Genomic DNA, 12,262 nt, shown 5'->3' on the forward strand with positions numbered 1-12,262 from the left:
TCTCCTGAACCGGCGTAGATAATCCATTTTTATTTACGATTGGGTGGAGACAGATCATTTTTTTGAAGGGTTATATATGTTATGAAATTCCCCGCAAATAAAAAGCCTTTTCTCAAAATGAGAAAAGACTTTTTATTTTACTATTAAAGTGTTTCTGAAGTTGTTTTTGCTTGCATGTGAAGTGTTAGGTAGTCTGGGCCACCAGCTTTTGAGTCAGTTCCAGACATGTTGAATCCGCCGAATGGCTGGTATCCAACAATTGCACCTGTACATCCGCGGTTGATGTAGAAGTTCCCTACGTGGAACTCTTCACGCGCGCGTTCGATGTGCTCACGGTTGTTAGAAAGAAGTGCGCCTGTCAGACCGTATTCTGTGTTGTTTGCGATTTCCATCATGTGATCGAAGTCACGTGCTTTACATACCGCTACAACTGGTCCGAAGATTTCTTCTTGCATCAAGCGAGCTTTTTCATCAACATCAGCAAAGATTGTTGGCTGGATGAAGTAACCTTTAGAGTCGTCGCCTTCTCCACCAGTCATCAGACGGCCTTCTTCTTTTCCAATTTCGATGTACTTCATAATTTTGTTGAATGAAGCTTGGTCGATTACCGGCCCCATGTATGTTCCAACTTCTTCTGGGCTACCCATCGTTAATGTTTTAGTAAGAGCTACAGCTTTTTCTAAAACTTCATCGTAAACATCTTGGTGGATTACTGCACGAGATCCAGCAGAACATTTTTGTCCAGAGAATCCGAATGCAGAGTAAACGATTGAGCTTGCTGCTAATTCAAGATCAGCATCACGGTCAACAACAACTGTGTCTTTTCCGCCCATTTCAGCGATTACACGCTTAAGCCAGATTTGGCCAGGGTGTACTTTTGCTGCGCGCTCATAGATACGGCAGCCTACTTCACGAGAACCTGTGAATGATACGAAACGAGTTTTCGGGTGGTCTACTAGGTAGTCACCGATTTCTGCTCCGCTACCAGGAACGTAGTTAAGTACGCCTGCAGGAAGTCCTGCTTCTTCCATTACTTGAACGAACATTGCTGCGATAACTGGAGTTGAGTTCGCTGGCTTCAGTAATACAGTGTTACCAGAAACGAACGCAGCTGCTGCAGTACCCGCCATGATCGCAAACGGGAAGTTGAATGGAGAGATAACGATACCTACTCCAAGTGGAATGTAGTTAAATTTATTGATTTCACCATCGCGGCTTACAACTGGCTGACCAGCTTTAAGCTTGATCGCTTGGCGTGCATAGTATTCTAAAAAGTCGATAGCTTCAGCTGTATCAGCGTCTGCTTCTTTCCATGGCTTACCTGCCTCTTTTGTAAGCATAGCGGAGAATTCATATTTACGGCGGCGGATGATCGCTGCTGCACGGAACAAGATGTTCGCACGGTGCTCAGGATCCCACTTTTTCCAAGATTCGAAAGCAGTTAACGCAGCTTGCATTGCTTGCTCAGCGTGATCTTGAGTCGCTTTTGAAACAGATCCAATCACTTCTTCTTTGTTAGCTGGATTTATAGAAATAATCTTTTCGTCTGTTGTGATTTTCTCACTGCCGATAACAAGCGGAAACTCTTGTCCAAGCTTGGAATTAATAACCTTCAAGCCTGCTTCATAAGCTTCCTTGTTTGCAGGAACTGAAAAATCCATAAATGGTTCATGACGGTATTCACGTGTCATAATAAATTCCCCTCCTAATAAAGCGTTTTCAAAATTGGTTTTACCAACGTTCATTTTACATGAACATAGCGTTTTGTTCAAACAAACAGAAATAGTCAGAATTCTTTATTTTTCAAGGGATTGACCGCGTTTATGCATCTTCTTTCTTTATGATGAATGAATAGTACTAATCCAGTTGATTATATATAAATTTATGGAAAAAATACGAATAAATATACTGTTGGTGATCAAGGATACTTTACGTCTTATTAAACATGAAAATGTGGAAAACCCCTTATTACGGTACGTGTTCTTTTAATTATTACACGTTCACGCAAAATTGATTCGGTTACACGCACGATAACACTAGTTCCACGCCAAATCGTCTAAGTTTCACGCAGTAACCCCTCACATTAACTCCAAACCTTTTTATCTACCCTCAAATTCCACTTAACAGCCGTTCAGACATACAGAATCCCACTAAAAATAGAAAAACTGACACGAAAAAGGCATATTCTATGTCCTTTTTAGGTCAGTTTTCTACTTTAATGAACTATTTACGATAAATATGAACAAATGGTTCTTCTTGTGTTGTATCGTCTTTTACAATCAATGCCTCTGGCTGATCAACTGCAGAACCGATGTACACTTCAATCGGAACATTCGGCAGTTCTCCGAGGGCTGATGTAGCGACAAACTGAGTAAAGGAGATGATCTCCGCTTTTCCTCTGAACTGTACAGGAATTTCGATCGTCATTCGCTCTAAGTTGCCATCTTTATAGAACCCTTTTCCAATTACTCCAATAAAATTCGGGAAGTATTCCTGAACTTTGGCTTTGAAAGTTGTAAACTTCTCATAATCACTTCGCTTCTTTTTTGAAGCTGTATCTGATGGGAACAATAGATAATCTTCATCGATGTTTTCCCACGAACTGATTGAGTTGCTTCCTTTTTTCACGACTCCTGCAGAAAAGAAGTTCCCTGGCGTTACTGAATCACGCTCTTCTTCTTGATAAAGTGCAACTACGATAGGCACATCTTGAAGTTTAGGGTCTTGACGCAAACGGCTTGCGACCTGTCCAGCTATCTTTTGCGCTTCCTTTTGAACTTTTCCTCGATCCAGTTTAACTTCCCCTGGATAGATCAAGCTGTCTTTCTTAACATCGTAATAATAAGTCGAGTTAAAAGATAGACCAATTACTACGCCGCCAAGCTTTACCTTGCCATCTCCGCTTTGAACAAGATAGTTATGCTCTAAAACATAAGAAAGGTATTTTGGGTTATTCTTGTTGGCTTCTTGCAATTTTTTTACGTAATCCGGATCATTTTCAGCAACCTTAGCACCCAGTTTTGGGTTCAAACCAGTCTGGTCCAGATCACTTTTGCTCTTTCCTGGCTTGTCATCGGCTCTACGCAGCCAATTGGTAACTGTAGGTTCGTTTAAAAACTGGCCTTCCTGGAAAAAGTATTTATCTGTATTGAACGTATCTTGAGCTACTCGCATCAAGCCCATTTCGAACTCGTTAATATCCAGGCGGTTGTCTACGCCATAACGGATAACACCGCGTGCTCCGCCGGGCTCAAACGGAAAAATGCTTCGGTAATACTTTTCCCCTGTATTGATTTCCCCAGTGATAATCGCTTTTTCTTCTTTCTTCCCCTTTTCTTGCACAACCTTTTCTTCTTTTTCCAGCTCATCGTCACCAAGACAGCCAGTCAAAACGAGTAAAAGGCTTAAGAAAAGGAGTCCAACCCGTTTAATCATTACGGACACTCCTCTAATAGATGGTTAGCTCTCGCCAATCTTTATTTGTTCAGCTCATCAAACAATTGCTGTTCATCCCAGATATCAATGCCAAGCTTCTTTGCCTTATCAAGCTTAGATCCCGCATCTTCCCCTGCGATCAGCATATCTGTATTTTTACTCACGCTTCCGGTCACTTTTGCTCCTAAGCGCTCCAATTTTTCTTTTGCGTCATCACGGGTCAAAATGGACAGCTTTCCAGTCAGCACAACGGTTTTCCCTGCAAACGGCGTGTCCAAATCCTCAACTTTAATAAGCTTTGGTCCTTTGTATGTCATGTTCACACCGAGGCTCTGCAGTTCTTCCATCAGCTCTTTAACTTCAGGCTTCGAGAAGTATAATTGAATAGACTCAGCCATCTTTTCACCGATTTCTTCTACTTCTAAAAGCTCTTCTTTTGTTGCGGCCATCAATGTTTCCATCGTTTCAAAGCGCTGGGCAATCGTCTTAGCCGCCTTTGCTCCTACATGACGGATTCCGAGTCCGAAAAGAAGACGCTCTAATGAGTTTTCTTTTGATTTCTCGATCGCTGCAAGCAGATTGTCTGCAGATTTTTCACCCATACGCTCTAATTCTAACAGTTTATCACGCTCAAGCTTATATAAATCTGCAACATTATCAATGAGTTTTTCTTTAAAAAGCTGAGCGACTACTTTTTCCCCAAGTCCGTCAATATTCATCGCGTTTCTTGATACAAAATGAATGAAGCCTTCACGGATTTGTGCAGGACATTGCGGATTTAAGCAGCGGAGTGCCACTTCACCATCCAAACGCTCGAGCTTGCTTTCACACTCTGGGCATTCTGTCGGCATGCTGAAATCCGTCTCGTCTCCCGTTCTCCGCTCAGTTATAACGTTAACTACTTCAGGGATAATGTCTCCTGCTTTTTTCACAACAACATAGTCACCAATTTTAATATCTTTTTCCCGAATCAAATCTTCATTATGTAATGAAGCTCGTTTGACTGTCGTTCCAGCTACTAAAACAGGCTGAAGCAATGCCGTTGGTGTAACCACACCTGTACGGCCGACGTTAAGCTCAATACCTTCAAGCTTTGTAACAACTTCCTCAGCCGGAAACTTGTACGCGATCGCCCACCGCGGATTTTTCGCAGTGAAACCTAATTCTTCTTGCTGATATAGAGAGTTAACTTTAATAACGATGCCATCGATTTCGTACGGAAGATCAGGACGCTTCTCCTGCCAGCCGTTCACATACTCGATCACTTCGTCGATGTTATCGCATTTTTTCCACTCCGGATTCGTTTTGAAACCTAAGTGACTCAAATACGTTAAGCTCTCATCATGAGAATCTACCGAGTGACCTTCTAGTTTTCCTACTCCATAAACGAAAATATCAAGGTTGCGGCTAGCAGCAATCTTTGGATCAAGCTGGCGCAATGAACCTGCTGCTGCATTCCTTGGATTCGCAAAAAGCTCCTGCCCTTCTTCTTCACGGTGAGCGTTTAGCTTCTGGAATGATTTCTTAGGCATGAACGCTTCTCCGCGCACCTCAAGCATAACAGGATCCTTCAGCCTAAATGGAATGGAACGAATTGTCTTTAAATTGTTCGTAATGTCCTCACCAATTGTGCCGTCACCACGGGTTGCACCTCTAACAAACCTTCCATCTTCATAAAGAAGAGAAACCGCAAGTCCATCTATCTTAAGCTCGGCAACATACGTTACGTTATCACCGACACCATCGCGAACACGGCGGTCAAAATCCCGGAGGTCTTGATCATTGAATGCATTTCCTAGGCTAAGCATCGGAACAGTGTGTTCAACTTTTTCAAAAAAGTCCAAAACGGCACCGCCTACACGTGATGTAGGCGAATGCTCGTCATGGAGTTCAGGATGATTATTCTCGAGTTCGATCAGCTCTTTCATAAGCTGGTCATATTCAGCATCAGGTACAGACGGTTTGTCCAGTACATGATATTCGTAATTGTATTTTTCTAAAAGCTCCCGGAGCTCCAGGATTCGGTCCTTTGCGTGTTCTTCGTTCAACCCGTTCCACTCCTTCTTTTCTTACTCTTTTTCGATCGGGGCAAATTTAGCAAGCAGTCTTTTCACACCAACAGGCTGCGGGAAAGCGATATCCAGTTCTAGTGAATCACCTTCACCACGCATACTTACTACTGTTCCCGTTTCCCATTTACGGTGTTTAACTTTGTCGCCTACTCTCCAATCCAGTTTTTCCCCGCCAGAAGATTGATAGACAGGTGTGACAGTTTTCTTTTTCGGACTCATGAACGAAGGAGTCGATCCTCCACCCGAACGAGCCCCAGCACCCCAAGGAACAGATGGCTTTTCTTTTACCTCTGTTTCAATTAGATCAGCAGGAATTTCTGCGATAAACCGTGATTCCGGATTTGTAGTTGTACGTCCGTAAAGTGTACGCATTCTCGCGTTTGTTAAGAAAAGCTCTTCTTCTGCACGTGTAATCCCTACGTATGCAAGACGGCGCTCTTCTTCCATCTCGTTCTCTTCAAAAAGCGCACGGCTATGCGGGAATACACCTTCTTCAAGCCCCATTAAGAATACGATAGGGAACTCCAGACCTTTTGCAGAGTGAAGCGTCATAAGAACAACGGATTCTTTTGGTTTATCTTCTTTTTCAGCTTCTTCATCCAGCTTATCGATATCCGCAACAAGAGCAAGGTCAGTAAGGAAAGCAACCAACGACTTGTCATCCTGCTTTTTTTCAAAGTCCTGTGTAACGGAAATAAATTCATCGATGTTCTCTAAACGGCTTTGTGCTTCGATCGTTTTCTCAGCTTTTAAAGCTTCTCGGTAGCCCGTTTTGCTTAATACTTCTTCTGTGAGTTCAGTAACAGAAAGGAATTCCTGCTGTCGTGTCCAATTCGTAATAAAGTCTGTGAACTCTTTTAAGCTGTTTGTTGCACGAGCGCTAAGTCCGATCTGTTCTACTTCTAAAAGCGCCTGATACATAGACAAATCATTAGCAGCCGCATACTGAGCGACTTTATCTAATGAGGACGCACCAATTCCTCGTTTCGGAACGTTCACGATTCGAGTCAGAGATATATCATCGTCAGGGTTTGAGATCAAACGAAGGTAAGCAAGAATGTCTTTAATCTCTTTTCTATCATAGAACTTTGTGCCGCCGACAATGTTGTAAGGAATGTTAGACTTTATCAGAACTTCCTCTATTACACGCGACTGTGCATTTGTTCTGTAAAGAATCGCAATATCGTTGTAGGAACGTTTCCCTGATGAAACAGCTTCACGGATTTTTCCGGTTACGTAATAGCTTTCACCTTGCTCATCGTCACCTTGATAATAGGTGATGCTTGCTCCGTCCGTATTATCTGTCCAAAGGTTCTTCGGCTTACGGTTCATGTTGTTTTCGATGACTTTGTTAGCAGCTTGAAGAATCTTTTTCGTAGAACGATAGTTTTGCTCGAGCAAAATAACCTCTGCATCGTTGTAATCTTTTTCAAAAGAAAGGATGTTTGCGATATCCGCTCCGCGCCAGCCATAGATTGACTGATCAGAATCCCCAACAACACAAAGGTTTCGGAAACGGTCAGCAAGCATTTTGACAAGCATGTATTGGGCACGGTTCGTATCCTGATACTCATCCACGTGGATATATTGGAACTTGCGCTGATAAAACTCAAGCACCTCAGGGACTTTCGCGAACAATTGGATCGTTGTCATGATAAGATCATCAAAATCAAGCGCCTGGTTCTTTCTTAAGCGCTTTTCATAGTTTTCATATACCTCTTTAACAACACCTTCAAAATGACCATTCGCAATCTTCGCAAAGTCAGATGCTGTTTTCAGTTCATTTTTTAACGATGAAATCGAACTTAAGATGCCGCGTGGTTCGTATTTCTTCGGATCGTAATTTAAGTCTTTAAGGATAGCTTTTACAACAGACAATTGATCTGTCGCGTCTAAAATCGTAAAGTTACGGTTGATTCCGATACGGTCGATATCACGGCGCAAAATACGTACGCACATGGAGTGGAATGTCGATATCCAGATCTGTTCCGCTACAGGACCCGTGATCTTCGCTACCCTTTCCTTCATCTCTCTTGCTGCTTTATTCGTAAATGTGATCGCCAGGATGTTCCATGGTGCCACTTCTTTTTCCATCATTAAATAAGCGATGCGGTGTGTCAGCACACGCGTCTTTCCGCTTCCCGCTCCCGCCATTAACAGCAATGGCCCTTCTGTATGTTTTACCGCTGCTTTTTGCTCAGGGTTAAGCCCTGTTAACAGCTTTTCAATCATTTGATGCATACTCATTATTCATTCACCGCCCGAACGTATATTCTCATTTTATTTTCGCTTATTTTGCCGTATTTTTCAACTTCTATCTTTAACTGCTTTAACGGTTTCGATAGCAGCTTTCAAATCGTCATATACGATGTTTCCGACTACAACCGTATCAGCATATTCCGCTATTTCACTTGCCTGTGCAGCAGATGTGATTCCGCCTCCATAATAAAAGACCGTATTCTCAAGCACACTTTTTACCTGTTTAACGATATTCACATCACCATAAGCCCCGCTGTATTCCAAATAAAAGATAGGAAGCTTAAACATTTTTTCCGCCATACGGGCATATGCTACAACATCATCTGCCGTCAGATCTGTGTCAGCATTCGAACGCTCAGCAGCCGTACAATCAGGATTTAAGATGCAATAGCCTTCCGTAATAATCTCTTCCCAGTTCATGATGTCGCCGTATTCTTTTAAAGCTTCGTGATGCAATCCCGTTATGAAGTTTGCATCCTTCGCATTTAGTACGGTCGGAATATAGTAAAAATCAAATCCAGGTGTAAGGGATTCGATATTTGAAACTTCAAGCACACAAGGAACCGCAAATCTGCGGATTCGTGACATAAGATCCAGTGTGTTATCAAGCGTTACCCCTTCAGATCCACCGACAATAACAGCATCCGTACCACTCTCGCAAATCATCTCAAGATCGCTGTCGCTGATCTCTTTATCTGGGTCAAGCTTAAACACATGCTTCCATTCTCTATAATCAAACATTGTGTTCTTCCTTTCATGAATAAAGGCTGTTCCGTAATCTTTGTTGCTTCTGGGTGTAGTTGATTTCCGTTCCAGGCTGCTCGCTTTCCGCGGGGCGTGCGGCGAGCCCCCTAGGCTTTATCAGCCTGCAGTGGTCTCACCTGTCCCGCTGGTCCCGCAGGAGTCTCGCACCTTCCGCTCCAATCAACTTTCAACGAAGTGTATTCACAATCATGTTCAAAAGCAACTTTTTAGAAATGAGCCTAAAAAAACAACCCGTGCCTGCTTTTTTAACAGGCCGTTTTCTGTACTTCTGCATTATATCAAAAATAAAGTTCTCACTCTATGATTCATCATGTGGAAAGATTGTGAAGTTCATACTTCTGTTTGGGGAGGATTGCCTGTGCTCATGTGGCAAATTGACGACGGAATCATGCTGAAACAAGCAGACTTGAAAGAATCCGAATCTATTTTTATGCTGCTCGAGCATTCGCGCGAGCATCTCGGACCATGGATCGGCTGGGTGGATTATACACAATCAAACGGAGAAATGAAGCAGTTTATCAAAACCGTTAATAAAAAGATGAAAGAACAGACAGACGTTGTTCTCTTTATCTGGTATCGTGGCCAGGTTGCGGGTTCAGTCGCTTTGTATGATATAAAGTGGCACAATCAGTCGGGAATGCTAGGGTATTGGGTCGGCTCGGGATTTGAAGGACATGGTATCGCTCAGCGGGCTGTTAAAGGAATGCTTATGTACGCGTTTTACACCCTTATGCTAAACCGTGTTGAATTAAGGGCAGCCGTTCAGAATGAAAAAAGCATCAAACTCGCCCGCCGGCTTGGCTTCCAGGCAGAAGGTATCGTCCGGCAAGCAGAATGGATCCGCGGACAATGCCGCGATCAGGTCCAAATGAGCTTAATGAAGAGTGAGTTTCAATAAATGAGGAAGATTTCATAAAATCAAAAAAGCATCGACCATATTTCTTTGGTTAATGCTTTTTATTTATTACTTATCCTTTTTTTCTTCTTGCATTTCGCTCTTATCATCATCTTGATCTAACTCATCGTTTTGTTCTGAAGGTTCTTCACTTGGATCTGGTTCTTGCTCGTCTTGGCTTGGATCTGAACAGCCGAAGAGAAGACTGAGTGAAAGTACAGCCGAAAGTGAACCGAGTACTATTTTCTTTAGTTTCATGTTATGTCCTCCTTTCGTTTTATCATTAAAGATATTTTGTTTAGTATTTTGTTTTTTTATTCATCATACTGACCAGTGCGTGTTAACTAGAAAAAAGGCCACATCAAAAAGAGTTTAAACCCCTTTTGATATAGCCCTTTTTTATTTCTATTACATAATCCGCTTAGATTTTTATCTTTGAATCTTGAATATTAAATTCCTTCTCTTCTCCATATCCAATCACAACTACTTCTGTCTTCGGATAGTTCTTTAGTTCAGCAGCCAAATTATGATCTTTGTCCATCATCGTATCTATTATAGGAAAAGCTTTTAACAATGCTTCTAAAACCTCTGGCGAAGAAGCCGTTTCTTTTGTTGGGAAGGTATGACTTGGAATGACATATTGAACATTCAGCAAGTTCTTAACCGCATATGCTGCTTCTTTCGGTCCCATCGTAAAATGACCAGAAGACGAAAGGATGGCAATCGTCGGTTCATAAACATCTTGGATAAGTTTCATGTCCGACATGATCGCAGTGTCACCTGAATGGTAGAGCGTATGGTCGTTATCGAAGTTGAAGATGTATCCTGCTGCTTCACCAGCATAAATCGGTGTGCCCTCTGTCTCACCATAACTGGATGTGTGCTTTGCCTGCACCATAGTGGCTTTCACATCCTCTAAATGAATGCTTCCGCCTAAGTTAATCGGATATACATTTCTTACGCCCTTTTGTAAAAGGATCATCGCTAATTCATATTGTGCCACTACTAAACAATCAGGGTGGGAATTAAGAAGTTTTTGCAATCCGCTTGTATGATCAAAATGACCATGTGTCAGAAACACCGCGTCAATCGATTTCATGAATTCTTCTGTCTGATATTCTTTAGGACAGCCTGGATTCATTTCAAAAAACGGATCAATCAAGTAATTTTTACCGGCTTTACTCCTTAAAACATACATGGCGTGACCTAAGCGCAATACTTTCATTTTCTACCTCCTGAAAATAAGTATCTAAACATCCTAATATATTACAATTATAGAATTTAAATGTATATTTCTGAGGCGTTTTTTATTTTCCTTCTAGGAATCGCACGTTAATTTCAAAAAACGCTATTTTCGACAAAGCTGCACATATGCCGACAACTATTACATTCATAAAATCCCAAACAAAAAAACCTGCACTCGGCAGGTTTTTCCTCATTATTTATTTCGCTTCTTCCTCTTCATGGACGCGGTCGAGCACCATTGCATAAGCGTCGTTCCCGAAGTTCAGGCAGCGCTTTACACGCGAGATTGTCGCTGTGCTTGCGCCAGTCTCGCTCTCGATTTTGTGATATGTCTTGCCTTCACGAAGCATGCGTGCCACTTCAAGTCTTTGTGCGAGTGACTGTATCTCGTTCATCGTACAAAGGTCATCAAAGAAACGGTAGCATTCTTCCATATCCTTGAGCGAAAGAACAGATTCAAAAAGCTGATCCAGCGCTTTTCCGCGTAGTTTATCAATTTGCATGAAACATGCACTCCTTTTTTCTATTGCATCTTAACTGAATTCTCCATACCGCTTGGCACGATGTTGATCCAGGTTTTACCCGGTATGAACGCTCCGCCGTCCGGAACGATTCTTCCATTCTCGTTTCTCCACGAGATTTTCTGAGCAACACCATTTTGAATCAGAATCGCATCTCCGCCTGAAGTTAAATTGATTTTGCGTCTGCCGGCATCATCGATAACCCGGTGAGCTGCCTCTACGATAAATACATTGCTCACTGAGATTGGAGTTTCAGTTTCCCTATCTATTGTCGGTTCATTGTTGCTGCTTCTAGCGTACGTTTTCTTTTTCTCGGAGTACGTAAATGCCACTGTTTCTCCGCGGCCATAATCGACCGTAACTTCTTTAGCTGGTTCGCCTTCAATATTTACGGAACTCGATTTTGTCAGAAATGGAAGCATATCCAGATCGTCTGTTTGATCCGCTCCAACTTTGTCCATCCCTTTTAAAATATTTTCAGAGGTGATATAAGAGTTGTGAGGCGCTTTTCTGAAATCAGCCCGGTTAAAAAGGCTGCCGTCGTAGTCCATGCCGTTCAAATGATCAACGGTACCGCTGTAAAGCATCTCTTTCGCTTCAGGACTGTATCCGTGCGCAACATAAAGGGCGTTGTAGCCACGAGAAAGTTCAATATAGTAGTCTCTCGCACTGCGGACTGGCCCAACAGTTTCCGGCATCTCGCTCTGGAAGATAGCCAGAAAACGAGTAAGTTCTCCCTCAGCTAATACTTCGTACACAATATCGGCTTTATGAAGTCCTGATTGAGGTCTTGCCTTCCAGTGGTTGTTCACCATTACCGCTACCGCACGATGATCGACCTCGTCGTTCGTCCCAATACCAGTAAGGGGAAAGACAGAAGAGAATGTTTCTTCTTTTTTCTTATCTTTCTTCTTATCAGAGGCTTCGGCTTTATCCACCTTGCCGTCCTCTAGCACCTTATCTTTTGCGTATTTACATGCAGACAGCGTAAATACCAGGATTATAGACATCAAAATCACGTACCACTTTTTCATTGGGCTCACTACCTTTGTATCATTATTTTGCCCAAT

Annotated in this window: 10 protein-coding genes; 1 reads left to right on the forward strand and 9 read right to left on the reverse strand. The window is 42.4% G+C overall.

The window, feature by feature from the left end; genetic code table 11:
* Nucleotides 1-143 precede the first annotated feature (143 nt).
* From pruA to ACFQ4X_RS18850, 5 genes are all read right to left on the reverse strand, one after another.
* On the reverse strand, nucleotides 144-1,691 hold the full coding sequence (gene pruA, locus ACFQ4X_RS18830; protein WP_379837913.1) for an L-glutamate gamma-semialdehyde dehydrogenase: 1,548 nt from the start codon (nucleotides 1,689-1,691) through the stop codon (nucleotides 144-146).
* A gap of 532 nt (nucleotides 1,692-2,223) precedes the next feature.
* On the reverse strand, nucleotides 2,224-3,435 hold the full coding sequence (locus tag ACFQ4X_RS18835; RefSeq protein WP_379837915.1) for a CamS family sex pheromone protein: 1,212 nt from the start codon (nucleotides 3,433-3,435) through the stop codon (nucleotides 2,224-2,226).
* A gap of 41 nt (nucleotides 3,436-3,476) precedes the next feature.
* Nucleotides 3,477-5,483: an NAD-dependent DNA ligase LigA gene (gene ligA, locus ACFQ4X_RS18840; protein WP_379837917.1), complete on the reverse strand. Its 2,007-nt coding sequence runs from the start codon at nucleotides 5,481-5,483 to the stop codon at nucleotides 3,477-3,479.
* A 21-nt stretch (nucleotides 5,484-5,504) separates the two neighbouring features.
* Nucleotides 5,505-7,748 (reverse strand): DNA helicase PcrA, encoded by a 2,244-nt coding sequence (pcrA, locus tag ACFQ4X_RS18845; protein WP_379837964.1) that lies wholly within the window; start codon nucleotides 7,746-7,748, stop codon nucleotides 5,505-5,507.
* 66 nt (nucleotides 7,749-7,814) lie between these two features.
* On the reverse strand, nucleotides 7,815-8,507 hold the full coding sequence (locus ACFQ4X_RS18850) for a heptaprenylglyceryl phosphate synthase (protein WP_379837919.1): 693 nt from the start codon (nucleotides 8,505-8,507) through the stop codon (nucleotides 7,815-7,817).
* Nucleotides 8,508-8,895: 388 nt separating this feature from the next.
* Between ACFQ4X_RS18850 and ACFQ4X_RS18855 the strand changes: the two genes are divergently transcribed.
* A complete protein-coding gene (locus tag ACFQ4X_RS18855) occupies nucleotides 8,896-9,429 on the forward strand; it encodes a GNAT family N-acetyltransferase (protein ID WP_379837966.1) in 534 nt (177 codons plus the stop codon).
* Nucleotides 9,430-9,495: 66 nt separating this feature from the next.
* On the opposite strand, the gene ACFQ4X_RS18860 is transcribed toward ACFQ4X_RS18855, so the two are convergent.
* The 4 genes from ACFQ4X_RS18860 to ACFQ4X_RS18875 form a co-directional block, all read right to left on the reverse strand.
* Nucleotides 9,496-9,684 carry a hypothetical protein gene (locus tag ACFQ4X_RS18860; RefSeq protein WP_066285774.1) on the reverse strand — a complete coding sequence of 63 codons (189 nt, stop codon included), beginning with the start codon at nucleotides 9,682-9,684 and terminating at the stop codon, nucleotides 9,496-9,498.
* A 163-nt stretch (nucleotides 9,685-9,847) separates the two neighbouring features.
* Complete coding sequence (locus tag ACFQ4X_RS18865; protein ID WP_379837921.1) at nucleotides 9,848-10,651, reverse strand: metal-dependent hydrolase; 804 nt, start codon at nucleotides 10,649-10,651, stop codon at nucleotides 9,848-9,850.
* A gap of 217 nt (nucleotides 10,652-10,868) precedes the next feature.
* Entirely contained in the window at nucleotides 10,869-11,174 is a 306-nt protein-coding gene (locus ACFQ4X_RS18870; protein ID WP_066242834.1) for a YerC/YecD family TrpR-related protein, read from the reverse strand.
* Between the two features lie 20 nt (nucleotides 11,175-11,194).
* Entirely contained in the window at nucleotides 11,195-12,226 is a 1,032-nt protein-coding gene (locus ACFQ4X_RS18875) for a DUF3048 domain-containing protein (RefSeq protein ID WP_379837923.1), read from the reverse strand.
* Nucleotides 12,227-12,262: the final 36 nt, after the last annotated feature.

The organism is Fictibacillus halophilus (assembly GCF_042680145.1).
Classification (GTDB): Bacteria; Bacillota; Bacilli; order Bacillales; family Fictibacillaceae; genus Fictibacillus; species Fictibacillus halophilus_A.

What these genes read in the sequence shown, in the direction of transcription:
- pruA (WP_379837913.1), bottom strand. Translation starts at nt 1,691, where the DNA reads ATGACACGTGAATACCGTCATGAACCATTTATGGATTTTTCAGTTCCT.
- ACFQ4X_RS18835 (WP_379837915.1), bottom strand. Translation starts at nt 3,435, where the DNA reads ATGATTAAACGGGTTGGACTCCTTTTCTTAAGCCTTTTACTCGTTTTG.
- pcrA (WP_379837964.1), bottom strand. Translation starts at nt 7,748, where the DNA reads ATGCATCAAATGATTGAAAAGCTGTTAACAGGGCTTAACCCTGAGCAA.
- ACFQ4X_RS18850 (WP_379837919.1), bottom strand. Translation starts at nt 8,507, where the DNA reads ATGTTTGATTATAGAGAATGGAAGCATGTGTTTAAGCTTGACCCAGAT.
- ACFQ4X_RS18855 (WP_379837966.1), top strand. Translation starts at nt 8,896, where the DNA reads ATGTGGCAAATTGACGACGGAATCATGCTGAAACAAGCAGACTTGAAA.
- ACFQ4X_RS18860 (WP_066285774.1), bottom strand. Translation starts at nt 9,684, where the DNA reads ATGAAACTAAAGAAAATAGTACTCGGTTCACTTTCGGCTGTACTTTCA.
- ACFQ4X_RS18865 (WP_379837921.1), bottom strand. Translation starts at nt 10,651, where the DNA reads ATGAAAGTATTGCGCTTAGGTCACGCCATGTATGTTTTAAGGAGTAAA.
- ACFQ4X_RS18870 (WP_066242834.1), bottom strand. Translation starts at nt 11,174, where the DNA reads ATGCAAATTGATAAACTACGCGGAAAAGCGCTGGATCAGCTTTTTGAA.
- ACFQ4X_RS18875 (WP_379837923.1), bottom strand. Translation starts at nt 12,226, where the DNA reads ATGAAAAAGTGGTACGTGATTTTGATGTCTATAATCCTGGTATTTACG.